Source organism: Cupriavidus sp. 01L43, assembly GCF_056399925.1.
The window spans coordinates 141,717-161,213 of sequence record NZ_JBFTSH010000005.1; the positions used below are offsets into that span (position 1 = coordinate 141,717).

At 64.5% G+C, this 19,497-nt stretch carries 18 protein-coding genes and 1 pseudogene; 12 read left to right on the top strand and 7 right to left on the bottom strand.

Going from position 1 to position 19,497, the window contains the following annotated elements; all coding sequences use genetic code 11:
* The first annotated feature begins 9 nt into the window (after window positions 1-9).
* Genes AC1DP9_RS11270 through AC1DP9_RS11280 form a run of 3 tightly spaced genes read left to right on the top strand, consistent with a single transcriptional unit; the run spans window position 10 to window position 2,980 of the window.
* Window positions 10-1,056 (top strand): alcohol dehydrogenase catalytic domain-containing protein, encoded by a 1,047-nt coding sequence (locus tag AC1DP9_RS11270; protein WP_477107365.1) that lies wholly within the window; start codon window positions 10-12, stop codon window positions 1,054-1,056.
* Between the two features lie 31 nt (window positions 1,057-1,087).
* Complete coding sequence (locus AC1DP9_RS11275) at window positions 1,088-1,942, top strand: alpha/beta fold hydrolase (protein WP_477107366.1); 855 nt, start codon at window positions 1,088-1,090, stop codon at window positions 1,940-1,942.
* A 30-nt stretch (window positions 1,943-1,972) separates the two neighbouring features.
* Window positions 1,973-2,980, top strand: a complete 1,008-nt coding sequence (locus AC1DP9_RS11280) for a zinc-binding alcohol dehydrogenase family protein (protein WP_477107367.1) — start codon at window positions 1,973-1,975, stop codon at window positions 2,978-2,980.
* A gap of 68 nt (window positions 2,981-3,048) precedes the next feature.
* On the opposite strand, the gene tehA is transcribed toward AC1DP9_RS11280, so the two are convergent.
* On the bottom strand, window positions 3,049-4,038 hold the full coding sequence (gene tehA / locus AC1DP9_RS11285) for a dicarboxylate transporter/tellurite-resistance protein TehA (protein ID WP_477107368.1): 990 nt from the start codon (window positions 4,036-4,038) through the stop codon (window positions 3,049-3,051).
* A gap of 169 nt (window positions 4,039-4,207) precedes the next feature.
* On the bottom strand, window positions 4,208-4,984 hold the full coding sequence (locus AC1DP9_RS11290; protein ID WP_477107369.1) for a LysR substrate-binding domain-containing protein: 777 nt from the start codon (window positions 4,982-4,984) through the stop codon (window positions 4,208-4,210).
* A gap of 6 nt (window positions 4,985-4,990) precedes the next feature.
* Here AC1DP9_RS11290 and AC1DP9_RS11295 point away from each other — a divergent pair.
* From AC1DP9_RS11295 to AC1DP9_RS11320, 6 genes and pseudogenes are all read left to right on the top strand, one after another.
* Window positions 4,991-6,361: pseudogene (locus AC1DP9_RS11295) on the top strand (AMP-binding protein); the annotation flags it as partial.
* A gap of 9 nt (window positions 6,362-6,370) precedes the next feature.
* Window positions 6,371-7,546 (top strand): acyl-CoA dehydrogenase family protein, encoded by a 1,176-nt coding sequence (locus AC1DP9_RS11300; RefSeq protein WP_477107370.1) that lies wholly within the window; start codon window positions 6,371-6,373, stop codon window positions 7,544-7,546.
* A gap of 49 nt (window positions 7,547-7,595) precedes the next feature.
* Complete coding sequence (locus tag AC1DP9_RS11305; protein ID WP_477107371.1) at window positions 7,596-8,594, top strand: tripartite tricarboxylate transporter substrate-binding protein; 999 nt, start codon at window positions 7,596-7,598, stop codon at window positions 8,592-8,594.
* Window positions 8,595-8,703: 109 nt separating this feature from the next.
* Window positions 8,704-9,315, top strand: coding sequence for a TetR/AcrR family transcriptional regulator (locus AC1DP9_RS11310; protein WP_092294060.1), 612 nt, complete (start codon window positions 8,704-8,706; stop codon window positions 9,313-9,315).
* 146 nt (window positions 9,316-9,461) lie between these two features.
* Window positions 9,462-10,430, top strand: a complete 969-nt coding sequence (locus AC1DP9_RS11315) for a Bug family tripartite tricarboxylate transporter substrate binding protein (protein ID WP_477107372.1) — start codon at window positions 9,462-9,464, stop codon at window positions 10,428-10,430.
* 8 nt (window positions 10,431-10,438) lie between these two features.
* On the top strand, window positions 10,439-11,629 hold the full coding sequence (locus AC1DP9_RS11320; protein ID WP_477107373.1) for a M24 family metallopeptidase: 1,191 nt from the start codon (window positions 10,439-10,441) through the stop codon (window positions 11,627-11,629).
* Window positions 11,630-11,644: 15 nt separating this feature from the next.
* Here AC1DP9_RS11320 and ggt read toward each other — a convergent pair whose 3' ends face one another.
* On the bottom strand, window positions 11,645-13,270 hold the full coding sequence (gene ggt, locus AC1DP9_RS11325; protein ID WP_477107374.1) for a gamma-glutamyltransferase: 1,626 nt from the start codon (window positions 13,268-13,270) through the stop codon (window positions 11,645-11,647).
* A 2-nt stretch (window positions 13,271-13,272) separates the two neighbouring features.
* Window positions 13,273-14,259: a tripartite tricarboxylate transporter substrate binding protein gene (locus AC1DP9_RS11330; protein ID WP_477107375.1), complete on the bottom strand. Its 987-nt coding sequence runs from the start codon at window positions 14,257-14,259 to the stop codon at window positions 13,273-13,275.
* A gap of 119 nt (window positions 14,260-14,378) precedes the next feature.
* On the opposite strand from AC1DP9_RS11330, the gene AC1DP9_RS11335 reads away from it, so the two are divergent.
* Window positions 14,379-15,323, top strand: a complete 945-nt coding sequence (locus AC1DP9_RS11335) for a LysR family transcriptional regulator (protein ID WP_441644899.1) — start codon at window positions 14,379-14,381, stop codon at window positions 15,321-15,323.
* A 16-nt stretch (window positions 15,324-15,339) separates the two neighbouring features.
* Here AC1DP9_RS11335 and AC1DP9_RS11340 read toward each other — a convergent pair whose 3' ends face one another.
* Both AC1DP9_RS11340 and AC1DP9_RS11345 read right to left on the bottom strand, forming a co-directional pair.
* Window positions 15,340-15,987: an alternative oxidase gene (locus tag AC1DP9_RS11340; protein WP_477107376.1), complete on the bottom strand. Its 648-nt coding sequence runs from the start codon at window positions 15,985-15,987 to the stop codon at window positions 15,340-15,342.
* Window positions 15,988-16,166: 179 nt separating this feature from the next.
* A complete protein-coding gene (locus tag AC1DP9_RS11345) occupies window positions 16,167-16,811 on the bottom strand; it encodes a glutathione S-transferase (RefSeq protein WP_477107377.1) in 645 nt (214 codons plus the stop codon).
* A 118-nt stretch (window positions 16,812-16,929) separates the two neighbouring features.
* On the opposite strand from AC1DP9_RS11345, the gene AC1DP9_RS11350 reads away from it, so the two are divergent.
* Window positions 16,930-17,496: a TetR/AcrR family transcriptional regulator gene (locus tag AC1DP9_RS11350; RefSeq protein WP_441591227.1), complete on the top strand. Its 567-nt coding sequence runs from the start codon at window positions 16,930-16,932 to the stop codon at window positions 17,494-17,496.
* A 132-nt stretch (window positions 17,497-17,628) separates the two neighbouring features.
* Window positions 17,629-17,973: a hypothetical protein gene (locus tag AC1DP9_RS11355; protein WP_477107378.1), complete on the top strand. Its 345-nt coding sequence runs from the start codon at window positions 17,629-17,631 to the stop codon at window positions 17,971-17,973.
* 625 nt (window positions 17,974-18,598) lie between these two features.
* On the opposite strand, the gene AC1DP9_RS11360 is transcribed toward AC1DP9_RS11355, so the two are convergent.
* Entirely contained in the window at window positions 18,599-19,258 is a 660-nt protein-coding gene (locus tag AC1DP9_RS11360) for a carbonic anhydrase (protein WP_477107379.1), read from the bottom strand.
* Between the last annotated feature and the right edge of the window lie 239 nt (window positions 19,259-19,497).

Consider the following 19,497-nt stretch of genomic DNA (forward strand, 5'->3'; position numbering starts at 1 on the left):
GGCGCAACCATGACTGCAACGCAAACCTATCGCGCCGCCGTAGTGGTGGCGCCTGGCAAGCTGGCGCTGATCGATCGCCCGGTGACCGAGCCTGGACACGGACAGGTCCGAATCCGCGTGGAAGCGTGCGGCGTCTGCCACTCGGACAGCGCCACGGTGGGGCGCGCTCCCGCCGACCCGGAGCGGCCCATGGTGCCCGGCCACGAGGTCGTGGGCCGGATCGAGGCACTGGGCCATGGTGTCGATGGTTGGCGCATCGGCCAGCGCGTGGGCGTAGGCTTCCTGGCCGGCGAAGACCGTAGCTGCCCGTCATGCCGGCAGGGCGATATCGTCAACTGCGAGAGCCCGGTCATTACGGGCATGACGACGGATGGCGGCTACGCCGAACGGATGCTCGCCGAAGCGCGCGGGCTGGTACGTGTGCCGGAAGAACTCGACGCTGCCGAGGCGGCTCCGCTGCTGTGCGCCGGCCTGACCACCTTCAACGCCTTGCGTAACGCCAATGCGCGGGCCGGCGACGTGGTGGCGGTCCATGGACTGGGCGGCCTCGGCCATCTCACGGTGCAGTTCGCGCGCAAGATGGGCTTCCATACCGTGGCGATTGCGCGTGGCGCCGACAAGGCGGAACTGGCGGCCGAGCTGGGCGCCCATCGCTATATCGACTCGGAAAGCGAAGACGCTGTGGCCGTGCTGCGCAGTCTCGGCGGGGCCAAGGTGGTGTTGGGAACGGCACCTACGGGCGCCGGCATGTCGGCGCTCGTTCCCGGCCTGGCGGCGCGCGGACGGCTGGTCGTCGTGGCCGTCCCGGGCGACCCCATCTCGCTGACGGCAATGGACCTCGTGTTCGGCGCGCGTGCGGTGGTAGGCGCTCTCACGGGAACGGTCTTCGACAACGAGCAGACCCTGGCCTTTGCCAACTTGCAGGACATCCGGCCCATGATCGAGACCTTCCCGTTGGAGCAGGCGCAGGCAGCCTACGACCGCATGATGCGTGCCGATGTCCGGTTCCGGGCGGTGCTGGTCATGCCCGCGTACGACGGCTCCGCGGCGGCATGACAACGATGGCTGAACAACACTGGACACCAGCATGACACCCGTAACCTCATCCAATGCCCCGACGCAGTATGCCGAAGCCGAGGGCGTCCGCTACGCCTATCGGCGCTTCGGCAACGCAAACGGCGGCTTGCCCCTGCTTTGCCTCCAGCATTTCACTGGCACGCTCGACAACTGGGACCCGGCGATCATCGACGCGCTGTCCGCGGACCGGGAGATCATCCTCTTCGAGAACGCGGGGGTGGGACGCTCCGGCGGTGCCGTGCCGGCCACCATCGAGGCCATGGCCCGGCATGTCCTGCGGTTCGCCGACGCCATCGCACTCCGCAAGTGCCACATCCTGGGCTACTCGCTCGGCGGCTTTCTCGCGCAGGATATCGCGATCGCCAGACCGGAACTGGTGGCGCGTGTGATCCTGTCGGGCAGTGCGCCGCAGGGCGGCGAGGGTGCCGGCATGGATCGTCCCGAACTGGTTGCGATCTACACGGATGGCGAGATGCCGATGCCGGAAAAACTCAAGCGGCTCTTCTTCCCGGCGACGCCCGCCGGCACCGCCGCTGCGCAAGCTTTCCTGGAGCGCCTTGCATCGCGAACCGGCGAGCCGGACCTGCCGGCCAGCACCGAGGTTGCGCCGGCGCAACTTGGCGCGATGATCGCCTGGGCGAACTGGGAGGGTGACGTCACCGGCAAGCTCGGCAAGATTCCGCATCCCGTGCTCGTGACCAATGGGGACAACGACACCATGATCCCTACGCGTAACAGCTTTGTGCTGGCGGAGGGTCTGCCAGATGCGACATTGATCGTCTATCCGAACGCCGGTCACGGGGCCCTCTTCCAGTATGCCCCCACCTACGTCGCGCACGTGCGCGAGTTCCTGCGCGGCGCGTAGCCTGTTCTACCTATCGAGGAGTCAAGCAGAATGAAAGCGATTGTTTACGACAAGGCCGGGCTGCCCATCGAGGATCCGCGTGCCTTGTACGAGGTGGACCTCCCGCGGCCGGAACCGGATTCCCGTGATCTGCGGGTCCGGATCGAGGCGATTGCAGTGAATCCGGTGGACAGCAAGCTACGCCTCGGTGTGCAGCCGGGCGCGCCGCGCGTGTTGGGATGGGACGCCGTCGGCACGGTGGAGGCCGTTGGCGCTGCGGTGGAGTTCTTCAAGGTGGGCGACAAGGTCTGGTACGCCGGCGATATCACGCGCCAGGGCAGCTACGCCGAGTATGGCCTTGTCGACGAACGGATTGCGGGGCATCGGCCCACTTCGCTCGCGCCCGCCGAGGCTGCGGCGCTGCCGCTGACCAGCATTACGGCGTGGGAGCTGCTGTTCGATCGGCTGCGCATCCCCGAGGGTGGCGGCCAGGGACAGAGCCTGCTGGTGATCGGCGCGAGCGGTGGTGTCGGCTCGATCCTGATCCAGTTGGCGCGCAAGCTCACCGGCGTGACGGTCATTGGCACGGCTTCCCGGCCCGCGACCCGGAAGTGGGTGAGCGAGCGAGGCGCGCACCATGTGATCGACCACAGCCAGCCGCTGCAGCCGCAACTGGCGGCGTTGGGGCTGCCTCAGGTCGAGCATGTCATCAGCCTGACGCACACGGACAGCTACTACGCCCAGATCGTCGACCTGCTCAAGCCCGAGGGACAACTGGCGCTGATCGACGATCCCGCAACGCTGGACGCGATGCCGCTCAAGCGCAAGTCGATCTCGCTGCATTGGGAATTCATGTTCACGCGGTCGATGTACCGGGCCGCCGACATGATCGCGCAGCATAAGCTGCTCGGGCGCGTGGCGGCATTGCTCGATGAGGGTGTGCTGAAGACCACGGTTGGCGAGCACTACGGCGATATCACGGCCGAAAACCTCCGTCGTGCGCATGCAGCGCTGGAGAGCAACAAGACCGTCGGGAAGATAGTCCTCGAGCGTAGCTAGCCGAGGCAAGGCAGGCGCAACGCCCAGAACCGCGTTTGCGGTCCTGGGCGCGCTTTCGTGACTGCCGGTTAAGTAGTGCGACGGAACAGACGACCTTGCAGCAACAGGCGCAGTGTCATCAGGAACAGCGCGCCGACAAAGAGATTGACGAAGACGAACAGGGGCAATGCGAGGTTCGCGAATAGAGAAGCAGGTGCGATGGTCGCGGCGCGCATGCAGGACAGCCCCAGCGCGGTGACCCCGAAGCTGAACGCCCAGAAACCCGGTGTCGCGCCCGCCGCCGAAAACCAGGTTGCGAGCCGCGCCAGGAACAGTAGCTGCAGGACGCCATAACCGAACATTGCGTAGAAGGGCCAGTCCAGGCTGCCACCTGTGACGGCAAGGTATGCCACCGCGCCAACTACCGGTGGCGCCAACTGGATACCCAGTGTCGGTCGCACCGCAGTGGCCAGTTCGTCGCCAAGATGCAGTCGGTAGGTGAGGATCGACTCGATCGCGAGCCACGAGAACAGGCCGGCGCCGAAGAATAGCTTGGCGAGATCCATCCAGCCAAGCGAACTCATGGCCATCGCGGAGACAAAGTTGCCCGCCACGGTGGGTAGATACATCACCGCGGTGGTATCGCCGAGCTTGCGACCCCCTCGCATCATGCCGCCGCTGCGGAACGTCGAGAAGGCCAGTTGGGCAACCACGCCCACCACGATCAGGGCGCGCCCCAACGTTGGAACGTAACCGTGTAGCCAGACCGCAATCAGCAGCGTGGCCACCGGGATCAAGCCGATAAAGCAACATGCGACGGGATGTCGTGCCTCCGCCAATGCCTCGCTACGATGCCCCACCCACTTGGCGGCGTACAAGAGCACGAGCACGGCCCAGATGAGCGTGGTGACCGCAAAGAGCGCGTCAGAAATCTCCGCGCTGACACCCCATAGCGTATGAGCGACCCGCCAACAGTTCGATAGGCCGGCCATGCCGAGCACAATGCCCATGGCAGAGGCCGGAACGGCGAACCCGGCACGCGTGGCGGCGACGGGGGCGGATATATTGCTGGGGGTCATGAGGTTCCTCCGGATGTCGAACAAAACGTGCGACTGATAGCCGGAATGTTAGACAGATGGAGGTCGGACGCCAATTCTCAGTCTGTATCCGCATCATTGTTCGAAGAGCCATCGACACCTATGCCAAAGCATAGGGGCGGAAGCGGCTGCCACTGGCCAGCGAATTCGCTCACACCGACTTCGCGGCGAGCAGATCCACCATCCGGTTCGCGAGCGGGGACAGGTAGGCGCCCGCCCGCGACAGCACGCCGACGCGGCGGCCCAGGTCGAGTGCATCGGCGCGCAGCGCGATCGGGTGCAGTCCGGCAATCCGGCTGTTGCCGTTGGCAGCGGCCATGCACAGGATGTCGGTGCCGCGCACGAGGTCGAACAGCGTGGCGCTGCCGAAATCCGTCTCCACACGCAGGATGGGCGGTGGCAGGCCAAGCTCGGCAAACGCGGCCTCGAGTTGTTGGCGAATCAATACGTGGGCGCTGGGCAGCATCCATTGCTGGCCGACCAGATCGGCCAGCGTGAGGTTGCGCCGCTGCTGCAGCGGATGGGCCTCATCGGCGACCACGGCGAGGCGGTCGGTGAACAGTTCCCGCATCTCTAGCGCCGGGTTGGGCTGGCGCGGCAGGGGAGCCAAGGCCAGGTCCAGTTCGCCGGTCTCCACCAGATCCATCAGTTCGCGCGCTACGCGCATCGTCAGCCGCAGCCTGGCTACCGGCCGCTCCCGGATCAACTGGCGGCACGCGCCGAGCACCAGCCCGGTTGGCATCGACGGCGAATAGCCCAGCCGCAGCAAGCCCAGTTCCCCCGTCTGGATGCCGCGCATCTCCTTGAGCGCGTCTTCGTATTCCAGCCGGATGCGGCGCGCCCGTTCCAGGAACACCGCTCCAGCCGGCGTCACCCGCATGCCGAGCGCCGTGCGCTCGAACAGCGACACGCCGAGTTGCGCTTCCACGCGCTGCCCGAGATCGTCGAGATTGAATGCGCGCTGTACAAGGCCGGGCTCGTCAAGGCGGCGCTGAACCCGCGCTTCGCCGCCGCCGAGGCTTCCGACGTGGTGGAGAACTGCACGCCGCGCGTGATGATCGTGGGGCCCGGATATACCGGCTACTCGCGGGATACCCAAGGCTTTGGCAGCGTGGAGCACTTCTTCGCCATCGAGACCGGGGCACCGGGCCATGGTGACTATGAGTCGCTCATGGCCAGTGGCAGCATGGCAGCGATCGACTACACGCCGCACCCCGACGATCTGGCGGTGCTGCATTTCTCCTCGGGCTCCACGGGCAAGATCAAGGCGGCCATGCAGAGCTATGGCAACCGGCTGGCGGCGCTGCGCAAGATGATCCTGACCATGGACCGGCCCGCGCGCCCCGGCGACCGCCTCGCGCTGATCGGCCCGGTCACGCATGCCTCCGGCATGCTGATGCAGCCGTACCTGTTCCTCGGCGCCACGCTGGTGTTGTTCGAGAAGTTCGAGCCCGCGCATTTCCTGGCCGAGGTCGCGCGCCTGCAGTTGACCCATGTCTTCATGGTGCCGGCGATGATCAACATGTTGCTGGCCGAGCCGACGCTTGCCACTGCCGACCTGAGCAGCCTCAAGACGCTGGCCTATGGCGCCGCACCGATGGCGCCGGCGCGCATCCGCGAGGCGTGGCAGCGCATCGGCCCGGTGCTGTCGCAGGGCTATGGCGCGAGCGAATCGACGTCCGGCGTCACGCGGCTTTCCACGGTCGACCATGCACTGGCCATCGACGAATACCCCGAGCGGCTGGCGTCCTGCGGCCGCGCGCTGGGCGAGACCGAAGTCCGCGTGGTCAACGAGCGCGGCGAGGAGGTCAGCGGCGAAGAGATCGGCGAACTGGTGATTCGCGGCGCAGACGTGTTCCAGGGCTATTGGGGCGAGCCGGCGTTGACCAGCGAGGTGCTGGTCGATGGCTGGCTCCATACCGGCGATCTCGCCCGCGTGGATGCGGAGGGTTATATCTATCTCGTCGACCGTAAGAAGGACATGATCATCTCGGGCGGCTTCAACGTCTATCCGAACGAAGTGGAGGCCACGCTGTACCAGCACCCCGACGTGATGGAGGCGTGCGTGATCAGCGTGCCGGACGATACCTGGGGCGAAAGCGTCAAGGCTGTCGTGGCGTTGTGGCCGGGCCGGCAGGCCAGCGCGAACGAACTGATCGGCCATTGCCGCGCGCGCATTGCGGACTACAAGTCGCCGCGCTCGGTGGACTTCGTGGCGGAACTACCCAAGAACGCCAGCGGCAAGCTGGCCCGCAAGCTCGTGCGCGAGCAGTACTGGGCCGGCGCCGGCCGCCGCGTGAACTGAGGAGTGCTTATGTTCGACCATCTGACCAATCCGGTGCTGATCGATACGCGGGCCGCCGTGGCGCGCTTCATCGACGATGACCTGCGCCCGCTCGAACAGGAGCTCGGTCTGGGCACTGAAGACCCATGGCCGCGCGAGGTGCTGCGCAAGGTATGGCGCCGTTCGAGCGAACTGGGCCTCTACGCCGCCTGCCTGCCGGTAGAACTTGGCGGAAAGGGACTCAACATCCAGGAGCAGTGCGCGCTCAAGGCCGACCTTGCCGCCAGCGGCGCGGTACTGGCACCGCACGTGCTGGGCGATCTGGGTGGCCCGCCCCGCGTGGGCAATATGCTCAAGTACGCCACGCCAGACCAGGTGGCGCGCTACTTCCGCCCGGTGATCCGGGGGGAGAAGTCCACTTGCTTCGCGCTGACGGAACCCCATTCCGGATCTGACGCGCAGAGCATTCGGACCACCGCTGTGGCAGATGGCGACGATCTGGTCGTCAATGGCCAGAAGCACTACATCAGCGGGGCACCGTTCGCGGACTTCGCCATCGTGATGTGCGTGACCGATGCAGGCACCACGCCGCCCGCGATCACCGCAGTGCTGGTCGACCTTGACCTGCCCGGCGTCACCGTCGAACAGGCCTACGTGCCGATGTCCGGCCAGCATATCGATGCGGATATCCGTTTCGAGAACGTGCGTGTGCCGCGCGCCAACATCTTCGGCGGGGAAGGGCGGGGCTTCAAGCTCGGCATGTCGCGCATCAACGTGAACCGACTGCTGCATTGCCCCTCGATGCTCGGGCTGGCGACGCGCGCGTACCAGGCATCGGTCGAGTACGCGGGACAACGGCGGCAGTTTGGCGGTCCGATCGCGCGCTTCCAGGCCATCCAGCATATGCTGGCCGATATGGCGGCAGCGCTGTGGGCCTGCGAGAGCATGATTGCGCAGACGGCGATGCTGGCCGATGCCGGCGCCGACCTGCGCATGAAGGCCGCCGCCTGCAAGCTGTTCGTGTCCGAGCGCTGTTTCGAAGTGGCCGACAAGGCCGTGCAGATCCACGGTAACGTGGGCGTGACACGCGGACATCCCGTGGAGCAGACCTGGCGCAAGCTGCGCATGTTCCGCATCTTCACCGGCACCAGCGAGATCCAGCGCAACACGATTGCCAAGGCGATCCTCGATCCCGCTGCTGCCTGAACGCGGACCGGTGACGCGGCCCAGACCGCGCGCCTATCAGGAGACAACCATGAATCGTCGTCATTGGCTTGCCAGCGCAGGCGCCGCCGCCGGCGCCGCGGCGCTGGGCGGCACGTTTGGCCGCGTGGCGCTGGCCGCCGCACCGTATCCCAGCCGGCCCATCCGGCTCGTCGTGCCGTTTGTCGCGGGCACCGCGCCGGATTCCATCGCCCGAACCATCTCGGCCGAACTCGGGCCGGTGCTGGGGCAACCGCTGGTGGTGGAGAACGTCGGCGGGGCCGGCGGCATCATCGGCGCGCGCGCCTTGAAGCGGGCGGCTCCCGATGGCTACACGCTGGGCGTGCTGGCCAACCAGCACGTGATCAATGTGCACCTGTATCGCGAACCGCCCTACGATCCGTCGCGCGATTTCACGGCGATCTCGGCGCTGTCGGGCGGGCCCGTGGTGCTTGCCGTGCCGGCTTCGTCGCCCTACAAGTCGGCCCGCGAACTGATCGACGCGATGCGCAAGAGACCCGGCGCGCTGAACTATGGTTCGGGCGGCAACGGCAGTGTGTCGCATCTGGCGGTGGAAACGCTGCTGCATGACACGCACACGGAAGCGGTGCACATCCCGTACAAGGGCGCCAACGAAATCCTCACCGCGATGATCAGCGGGCAGACGCAGTTCGGCATGCCTGTGCTCAGCACGGCCGCGGCGATGATCCGGCAGGGACAGGTGCGCGCGCTGGCCGTGTCCGCGGCGGCGCGTTCCATACATTTTCCGGAAGTGCCGACGCTGGCGGAATCGCTACCGCCCGGCTTCGTGCTCGACAACTGGAGTGGACTGTTCGCGCCAGCGGGCCTGCCGGCCCCGATCGCCAGGCGGCTGTTCGAGGCGGTAGCCGCCTTGCAAGCCGGCGGCAAGCTGGACGCCACGATGAAGGCCAATGGCGGGGAGATTCGCAAGAGCGCCTCGACTGCACAGTTCGCGGAGCTGGTTGCAGCGGAAACCTCACGCTACGGGGCGCTGGTGACGAAGATCGGGATGAAAGGCGAGGCTGGATAGCGATCAGCGTGGCGCTGCGGCCAGGCCGACGAATGAAGAGAGCGCTGCCGTCTTGTACTGCATGGTACATTTTGACCCCCGCCCCTTATTCCCGAATCCGAAGCCAAGGATGCCAAAAACCAAAGCCTCGCCGCCCGACCGCTCCGCTAGCGAGCAGGCCATTCAATTGCTCGATGCGGCAACCGTGCATGTTCTCGAGAACGGTCTTGGGGATCTGTCGTTGCGCAGTGTGGCGGATGCACTGGGAACCAGCCACCGGATGCTCATCTACTACTTTGGCTCCGCTGACGGCTTCTGGCAGGCACTGCTGTTCCGCGTGCGGCATGCCGAGCAGCAGGCACGTGAGCAATTGCACGTGGATGGACTGGATGCGGAAGCGACCCTGGTGGCGGCATGGGAGCGCTACTCCGCGTCGAGCTATCTGCCCATCATGCAGTTGCTGTTCGAAATCTACGGAAGAGCCATCCGGGATCGTGAACGCTTCAGCGGCTTTCTTGACGATGTCATTGGTAGCTGGACCGCAGTAATTGCCGAGCGATTGCAGCAAGCCATGCACATCAGCGCGGAAGAGGCGCGGCTGTTCGCACGCGTCGAAGTGGCGACGATTCGCGGCCTGCTGCTGGACCTGATCACGACAGGCGACCGCAAGGGCACCACGGCCGCGCTCAAGTACTTCGCCAGCAAGATGACCTCGCCTGGAAAGTCGAAGAAGGGCGCGTAGCCCCGACCGACCCCCGAAGCACTCTCACCCGATACCGTCGTTGCGCGCTCGCGTAAACCCCAATTTCGCCCCATCGTGTACCACATGGTACATTTCGGTAATCGTCGCTAGCGGTAGCGACGAAACAGATGATTTCAGGGTGCGAGATGAACGTGCAAAAGTTATGGGGATGGACTGCTGCGGCGGTTGCGTCACTGGCGCTGTCGGCCACCGCCTGCGCGCAAGGTTTTCCGACCAAGCCCATCCGGTTGGTAGTGCCGCAGGCGGGTGGAACGGGCAACGATGTGTTGGCACGCGCACTGGCCGAGAAGCTCGGGCAGGCGTGGAAGCAGCCGGTTGTCGTGGAGAACAAGCCAGGCGCCAACGGCACGCTGGCCATCTCGTACGTACTGGGGCAGCCGGCCGATGGCCACACGCTGTTCTTTGCCGGCGTGTCTAACCTGGCCTTCAATCCCTTCCTCTATCCGAAGCTGCCGTACTCGCCGACCAAGGACCTGACTGGCGTGGCCATGCTCGCCAACTCGCCGTTCGTCTTCGTCGCGGCTCCATCCCTGCACGTGCAAACGTTCCAGGATTTCGTGCGCATGGCCAAGGCACGGCCCGGCGAGATCAGCTTTGCGTCCGGTGGCATCGGCAACTCCACGCACCTCGCCATGGAACTGGTGGCGGAGCGCACCGGCATCAAGATGCAGCACGTGCCCTTCAACGGGACGGGGGGATCGACCAGCCTGATGAATGGACAAACGCCCGTGATGATGAACGTCGTGGCGGGTGTGCAGCCGTTCATCGTGGGCAAGAAGCTGCTGCCCTTGGCGGTCACCGGTGAGCGGCGCCTGACTGCGCTGCCGACAGTGCCTACGTTCAAGGAGCTGGGCTACGACGTCGAGGTGCCCGGCTGGTACGCGATCGTGGCGCGGGCCGGCACGCCGCCGGGGGTGGTCCAGCAGATCAACGCGGATATCAACCATGTTCTTGACGATCCGCAGTTCAAGGAAAAGCTGGGATTCCAGTTTCTGGATGCCATCAAGGGCCCGCCTTCGGAAGTCGAGCGCTATATGAAGCGCGATGCCGACGCGTGGGGCCCCACCATTCGCCGTCTCAACATCTCTCTCTAGGCCACGACATGCCTCATCTGACCAACGCTGTACACGAATACCGGCTGTCGGCGATGCGACGCCTGATGGACCGCTTGCGCGTGGATGCCCTGGTGTTCGGCACGCCTGACTTCTTCCAGTACGCAACGAATTTCCAGCTCGATGTCTGGCCATGGGAGCGGCCGGTGTTCGTTGTCGTGCCGCGCAACGGGGACACGTTCGCGGTAATGAACGAGCTCTCCACCAACCACATGCGCTTCGCCACGGAGAAGGGCACGGTCTGGCTCTCGGACGTGACCTACTATGCCGAGCACCCGCGTGTGGCCAACCGTCTTGCCTTGCCGTCGCAACTGCCGGAGGTGGTAGCAGGCTTGTTGAGCCAGAAGGGGTTGGCGATGTCGCGCATCGCTGTGGACGTGCCGCATCCCATTCTGGCCGGGGCGCAGCGCCACCTTCCCGAGATGACGTTGCGACCGGCGCTTGCCGAGATGCGCAGTCTCCGGTGGGTCAAGCATGAAGAGGAACTCCAGAACATGCGGGCGTTGGCCGGCCTGACCGACTGGGTCCAGGATCGGTACCGGGAGAACATTCGCCCCGGCCGTCTGGTTCAGGAGCTGGACCACGCCATGGCGGCGCTCATGGTGGAAGAAGCGGCGAGGCGGTTCCCCGGCGAGGACTTCGAGATCCTGAAGTGCTGGACCCTCACCGGCGCTGCATCCGCTTCCCCGCACGGCGATGGCGCCTCTTGCGGCGCGCGCATTGCGAAGGGCGACACCATCGTCAACCTCGTACTCCCGAGGCTGAACGGGCTCTACGTCGAGAATGAACGTACGTGGTTTTGCGGCCAGCCGACCGACGAGCAGGCGAGGTTCTATCGTGTGGCCGCGCAGGCGACGGACGCTGCGGTGGCCGCCGCCGTGGTCGGCCGGCGCGTCTGCGATATGGATGCCGCCGCGCAGGCCGTGATCGAAGCCGCGGGATGCGGGGAATACGTCTTCCACAGGACGGGCCACGCGGTGGGCCTGATGCTGCATGAGTATCCCGAAGACATGGCGTTCAACACGCGGGGACTGCTGGCCGGGGAGGTCTATTCGTCCGAGCCCGGCTTGTACGTGTATGGTCTCGGCGGCTTTCGTCTGGACGACACCGTCATTGTTGGCGATGCGCCTGAGGTGATCGTCCAGACGCCGAAGACGTTGGCGTACGCCACGGTTGGGTAGCGCTCCGAATCTGCCCTACATCAACGATTCCACCGAGTAGGCGACGCCATCGCGTCCGGGGTCGGCGCCGCCTTCCAGGCGGCCGTCGCTGAGTCGCACAGCGTGCACCCAGCCGATGGTGTAGTTGTAGGGATTTCGGATGACTTCGTAGCCGCGTTGCTCAAGTTGCCGAGCCACTGCCCGCGGTACCCGATTGCAGATGTCGATGGCGTTGCTGGTCGACGAGAACCGGGCCGCCGACACGGCCTCCTGCATCGTCATGCCGCGATCCACCACGTTCAGGATGGCTTGCAGCACGCCCATGGCAATCTGGGTGCCCCCGGGCGCGCCGAGCACGATCTCCGGCTTGCCATCCCGGAACACGATGGTCGGGCAAGACGACGTGAAGCGGCGCTTGCCCGGCGCGATGCTCCCAGCCCGACCGGGCCGGGGATCGAACACGCCCATGCAGCCGTTGTACATGAACCCCAGTCCGGGTGTGATCGCCCCGGCCGGCATGGCGAGCGAATGCGTCAGCGACACGCAGTTGCCGTCGCCATCGACCACCGAGAGATGCGTGGTGTCGCGCGGCACCGCATGGCCCGGATTGACGCGCGTCACTTCGACACGCTGCCCGCTCCGCACCGCGTCGGCCGTTGCTGCCGCCCGCTCGGCCGACAGAAGATAGTCGAGCGGGACGTCGACATAGGCGGGGTCGCCGATATGGCGGTCCTTGTCGACGGTGGCCTGCTTCATGATCTCGCACAGAATCGTGATGTACTCGGGCGAGTTGTGCGGAATGGCCGCCAGGTCGAACTGTTCGAGCGCGTGCAGCATCTCCAGCAACATGGCGCCACCGCCGGGGGGCTGGTTCGTCGCCACGACGCGGTCGCGGTATCGACCGAACAGCGGCTTTTGTCGGACCACCTGATAGTCATCGAGATCCGCTTTCGAAATCAGGCCGTCATGGCGCTGCATGTCTTCGACGATCGCAGCGGCAATTTCACCACGATAGAAATCGTCGGCACCGACGCGACCGATCCGCTCCAGCACGTTGGCCATGTCGGGATTGACGATGGGCGTGCCAACGGATTTGGGACTGCCATCCGCCTTGCAGTAGAGCGTACGGCCCGATGCGCTGAAGGCCAGCCGCTCCCGGTTGCTGGCGCGGCCCAAGGTGGCGTCGTCGTTCCAGAAGGCATACATGCCGGGGCGGACGAAGTAGCCGTGCCGCGCCCAGTCGACGGCCGGGGCGACCACTTCGGCCCACGGCAGGCGGCCGTGCGCGGCGTGCATCGCCTCGAGTCCGCGCAGCGTGCCCGGGGTGGCGACGGACTGATAGCCGATGTCGTTGAGGCGGTCCTTGATGAAGAAGCCGAAGCCGTCGCGGGCTTCGCCTTCGAGCAGGTCGGCCCACATGTCCGGTCGGGCATTGCCCGGCGCGGTCGCGTGGAAGTCGAAATACTCATGCACGTTGCTGCCGGGCAGGTAGACCGCTGCGGTGCCGAATCCGGCGATACCGCACATCAGCGGATCGACCACGGTCTGGGCGAGCGCGCACGCCACTGCGGCGTCGATGGCGTTACCGCCGGCTTTCAGGATCTCCGCGCCCGATTCCGCAGCTTCCGGCTGCGGGCACACCACCATTCCACGCGTGCTCATGGTCAGTTCGCCTTGAAATCGACGTCGGACATCGCGCTCTGCAGCCGGGCGGTGTCGCGTTCGGTCAGTTGCATCAGCAGGTTCGACGGTCCCGGCATCGGGATCACCTGCATCGTCTTCATCTTCTGAAGCACGGCGCTGTCGGTCAGGAATTTTTGCGAGGCGGCGTGCAGGCGGCGGATCGTTTCAGGCGGTGTGCCAGCCTTGGCAGCAATCCCCATCCAGCCGAGGTCGTCGAACCCCGTCAGGCCCAGCTCGGATGCGGTGGGCACGTTAGGCAGTTCGGGGACGCGTTTCGGCGAGAACAGCACCAAGGGAACCAGCTTGCCGGCCTGAATCTGCGGCGTGGCGGTGGCGACGGTGGGCGCCATGAGCTGGGTCTGTCCGCTGACCGTCCCGACGATGGCATCGGGCTCGCCCTTGTAGGGCACATGGGTCATGCGGAGCTTCTGGTTCTTCTGGAACAACTCCACGATGACGTGCGTGGAATTGCCCTTGCCCGACGATGCGAAGTTGATCGCGTCGGGCTTGGCCTTCGCCATCGCCTCAAGGTCCTGCAGGGTGCGGATACCGGATTGCGGATTGGCGACCAGCACGAAAGGCGTGGTCGTCAGCACCGCCACCGGCGCGAAGTCGACTTCAGGCTTGTAGGCGAGCGGCGCGTAGGCAAACTTGTTGAGCACCATCTGCGACACGCCGGCCAGGAAGAGCGTGCAGCCGTCGGCAGGTTGGCCGAGCACGTACTTCGCCGCGATGACGCCTCCAGCGCCAGCCTTGTTCTCGACGACGACCGTCGTGCCCAGTTCCCGCCGCGCGGTTTCGGCCCACATGCGTGCCAGCGTGTCGGTGCCACCACCGGCCTGCTGCGAGACCACCAGGCGGATCGGGCTGGTGTTACCGGCCTCCCCGCAGGCCCAGGCAGGCCCCGTGGCGCCCAGCACCAGCGCGGCAGCAGCCAGCATCGTCCCCCGAGTGGAGATTTTCCTCATGTCGTATCCTTATCTTCAGTCGTGTCGTGGTTGCAGTGCGGCCGCTGCTGTCGCATTATTGCCGCGACTTCCCGGTCGTCGCCAATGAAAACTTACGAACCTACTATGAGGAAATGCTCATGCAGTCACCGCAAGACGCCGTAGCGTGGGCCCGGCGGTTGCGCATGCGCCATCTGGAGTCGTTCCTGGTACTGATCGAGGCGGGGACGCTGACGCTGGCCGCCGACCGGCTTCACATGACCCAGTCGGCCGTCTCGCACTGGCTCAGCGAGATGGAGGAACTGGTCGGCGCCCGGCTCGTGCTACGGGGCAAGCAGATGCGGCTGACGCCAGCGGGCGAAGCCGTGCGCAAGCTGGCGCTGCGCGTGCTCGGCGAAGTCAGCCGGACGAATGACGAACTCGTTTCGCTCGAGCGAGGCGAGGTGTCGCGGCTGCACATTGGGAGTGTGACGGCGGGGATCGCCCATCTGTTGCCGCGTGCCATCCTCGCGTTCCAGAAAGACGAAGGCAACGTGGCCTTCCAGGTGTCGGAGGGTGTCTTCAACAGGTTGCTGAGCCAGCTCGAAGAGCGCGAATTCGACCTGATCGTGGGCTCGATCGATGCACGCGCCTATGGGCCGACGCTTGAGCACGAAGTGCTGTTCGAAGACGATATTGCGATCGTGGTCGGACCCGACCATCCGCTCTCGGACGCCACCCAGATCGACTGGACGGACCTGTACGCCTATCCATGGGCCATGCCGCCGCGCGATACGCTGATGCGCGTGCGGCTGGAAAACACGCTGCTGGAGCGGGGCGGTGCGGGAATCGTGCCGGCATTGGAGACAGGATCGGTCATGGTTCTCGAATCCATTCTCCATGCCAGCGATTATCTGGGCGTCTGCTCGGGCGCCATGGCCCGGCACCTCGTGGCCCGCTCGCTGGTACGCCGCCTGCCCCTGACCGACGTGGGCTCGTTCGGCCCAGTCGGCGTGGTGTGGCGACGTGGCGGCCAGGATGAAACGCTGGTGAAATTCGTCTCGATCCTGCGGCGCGAAGCGAAGAGGACGATGCGGGGGGAGTAGGAAAGCGTGTGGACGATCAGCCCGTCTGCCGAACCGGGGCGGCAGTCAGCGCATCGGCGAATTCATGGTTCACGTCCCGGTGACCAATTTCATCCTCTCTGACTGCAATGACGACTTCCCGCAGGCGAGCATTCTCGGGAAGATTCCAATAGGCGATGGCGGATGCCGGGGCCGGAATGTTTTCTACCCGACCGGCGTCAATCTCGGCGAGGTACAGCGTATAGCTGATGACAGCCTGTTCCTCAAAGTACGCCACCATGCGATGCGCAGTACGTGACGAGCTCAGATACAGCAGGAAGAACGCGACAAAGAAGATGGCCTGCACAGCCAGGATGACCAGTCGTTCAAACCAGTTCGGCTTGGCGATCTGGACAAACGTCATAAGGTGCATGCGTTCATTCTCGGCTTCATCGAGCAAGGTGCGGATCCAGCCATGGTCGGCCACCATCCAGCGTAAACAACGTAGGTGGATAAGCATGCCGCCCACCATGCCGGGTACCGCAGCGACTGTCTCAAGCACAATGGCACGATTGCCATAGCGCTTGGCGAAGAAGGTATCCGCAAGCACCCRCAGCGTCAGTGTGATGGCCAAAGCGACACGGTCGGACATATTCTCGGCGGAACGATGCCGTTCCAGGTTGGCCGAGGCGGCGGGGGAATCCATTGCTTGCTCCTAAAGGTTAGCGGGGAAACTAAGCTGGAATCGATCTGACCAGATGGATTCCGGTAAAACATGTATCCACAATACACCTTTAAGAGCGACGACACAACGGCGCCGGGTGGACCCCCGCAGCTGGGCGCGCCGAAGTAACGCCGGCGCGACTTAACCGGAGGGAGACGCGGTCAGGCCGGATGGCTGACCGATGGCCGCGCATCCATCCTGGCCCGCCATGCCATCAGATGAACGCATTCGGCCGGCACCGGAATCTCGGCAAAGCCCGCGAACAGAAGCCCCGCCCACACAGTGATATCGGCCATCGAGAACGTGTCACCCGCCACATACGCTTGCTTGGACAGCACCGCGTTGAAGTAGCGCATACCGGCCTCGGCCTTCTCGCGCTGGCGATTGCCCCATTCCACCCGTCCGGTCCAGTCCGGACTCTTGTAGGGCTGCAACCCGGCGCCTAGCCCGGGCGTCGCGTGATGGAAATAGATGCCTACCGCATCGATCAGTTCAGACTCAGCGCGCTTCTGCATCATATGGATGACGCCCTTCTCCTTTGGCGTGCGGCCGGTCAGCACCGGCTTGCCATCGAGATTGTCGAGGTATTCCGTGATGGCCGTGCATTCTGAAATGTACGTGCCATCGTCCAACTGCAGCACCGGAACGGTGCCTGTGGGATTGATGGCCAGGAAGGCTGGCTGCTTGTGCTCGGCGGCGGGAAGATCGATCTTCACGAAAGTCACGCGGTCGGCCAGCGATTTTTCAGCGAGAACGATGCGGATGCGCAGCGGATTAGGAAAGCCTGGGATGTCGAAGATTTTCATTTTGTGCCTGTAGCGCGCGTTCTTGGGTAGCTTACCTATTGATAAGTAGGCAGATCCTAAAGGCTCATTCGCACCGCGTCAAGCTTACTTAGCGCTAAGTCATTTAGTACAATGCGGCATGGCTTCGACAGACACCAAACAACGCATCTTAGAAATAGCCCGAGGACTGGTCCAAGCGCAGGGCTATAACGCGCTCAGCTTCCGCGACATTGCGGCTCGGCTGGGCATAAAAGGACCCGCCGTCCATCACCATTACCCCACCAAGGGAGATCTCGGCGCAGCCTTGGCGCGCGAGTACACGGATTCAGGCGCGGAGATGCTGGAACAGTTGCTCAAGACATCCGAGGATCCGACGGTGCTGCTCGACGCTTATGTGGCGATCTTTCGGGCCGCGCTGCTGAACGGCAACCGTATGTGCCTCTGTGGAATCATGGCAGCGGAACAGGAAGCCCTGCCTGAGGCCGTGCGCTCGGAAGTGGGCCGTTTTACAGATGTCAATATCGCGTGGCTCATGCGAGTGGTGGAAATGGACGATCCACTTGCGGGCGTGCAGAAGCGCCGCCAACGCGCATTGGCGATGTTTGCCGCCATCGAAGGCGCGCAACTGGTGGCGCGTGGGCGCCGGGACATCGGCCTGTTCGATAACGCGGTTATGGGCTGTCGCCAGGCCGGCCTCATTCCCTAGTCGCCTGAACCGCCCGCCGGCGCGGGTTAGGCTTGACCATCCACGGTCGGGGGCGAACACGATGAAGGCGCGCGACTTGGCATGGTGGTTGCAGGAATCGCTAATTTCGATGCGCAGGGCACGGAGGATGAAATGTCCACGATCACGGCGAGCTTTTCTAATCAATCTTCAGCAGCCAGTGCCTGTCAGGCTTTGCGAGACACTTATCCCGGCCTCGCCGTTAGCGTCCAGCTTTCACAGAAGTCGGTGGGCGAGGAGGGCGAGCAGGGAGTTTTACCCGCACTTCGCAGCCTGATTGTGGAAATCGTAGGCGCTCAGAGCCCGGAGGCCCACGAGGACTCAGGTGGCGATTGCGCGAGATTGATCGTCACCGGCGTGGACCTGTTGCAGTTGGAAGGCGTGGAGGCCCTGCTTTGGAAGCATCACCCAACCGTGATCAATGAATCGACCGAGAGAGCAGGCCATGACGGTAAGTAGAGTGGTCCTTCGTGCGGCTGTGCCTATCTTCGCCCCGGCACTGGCGTTTCTAGTGGGAATGGCTTGGGCAGCTTGGCAACGGCGGAGGCACACACACGCTGGATGGTGAACGAAGAACGAGCGTGCCGCGACCTATGGGCCGCCGGCAATATCTACAATTCTCCCCTCCATCGCTGCGCAAGTTTCGATTGGCGTTGACGGTATGGGAAATACCCTCCTGGCCAAGTCGCGCGGCATCACCGTCAACGCCGACTGACGGCACACGCCGGCGGACGCTCACGCGTCTCGCCGGTGTGAACCGAATGTCGAGGACATCCTGGAGTTTCGTGTCGAATGGCTAACACTCGGCCGCCACCGTACACGCCTGCGCTACGAACGGGGAAAGCTATCTGATCCGGGTCGGTACGACGTTCGCGAGAGATAAAGAGGCGGCATTTCATCTTGAACCCGCACTAGCGATCCTCCGGGGGCTTCCGCAGGAAAGGGTGGGAGTGGAGGTTACCGTGGTAGATCAGTCAGAAGTCGACACGCATTTCGGCGGGTACGAGCGGATGCCCTGCGCGCTCTTCACTTCAGGTCCCAATTATTCCTGGCACCTTCCTACTGGCGCGAAGGGAGGGCGCAGTCATACGCTTCTGTGGTGATGGGAAGTCACCGCAACTGTCGTCGGCGACTCGGCCAACGGCACGAAGCGTCGGGTCGTGCCGTCCAGTGCGTCGATGCTACCTGCCTCGATGTCGTACACCCAGCCGTGCAGATTCAGTCGTCCTTGCTCGAGGGCTAGTGCCACAGAGGGATGCGTGCGCAGATTCGCAAGTTGCGCGATCACGTTTTCGCGCACGAGCCCGTCGAGCTTGGCGCGAGGCGTGTCGAAATGGTGCGCCGCGTTGATGGCTTTGGCGGCATCCGCATGGCGCAGCCAGCTCGCAACCGCCGGGAGATGGTCAAGACACGTGCACCGCGAAATGGCGCCCATCGCGCCGCAATCGGAGTGGCCGCATATCACGATGTCTTTTACGCCCAGCACCGCGACCGCATACTCGACGGTGGCCGAGACCCCGCCGGGTTCTGGACCGTACGAAGGCACGATGTTGCCGGCATTGCGAATCACGAACAATTCGCCCGGTTCACGTTGCGTAAGGAGTTCAGGCACGACGCGGCTGTCCGAGCAGGTGACGAACAGCGCCTTTGGATGTTGCGTCGTCGCGAGTTGCTTGAAGAGCTCAACGCGTTGCGGATAGACCTCTCGCTGAAAACGCAGGAAGCCGTCGATGATGTCACGCATTTGCGTTCTCCACGTCGAAATAAGAGATGCAGGCACACGCCGTTCCATTCGTCGCGCCGCGGTCGTTATTATGAACTGGGATTGGGGACTAGCCGAAGGGCGACGGACCGGGGACTCGAAAGAAGTGTCGCGGCCAGCCTCGCTGTCCGCCTGGCGATCCACGCGGGAGGCACCTTCGCGCATCTAGCCGTGAATGCGCATTGGGCGTGCGGGACGCATGAACATTAACCTCGAAGCGC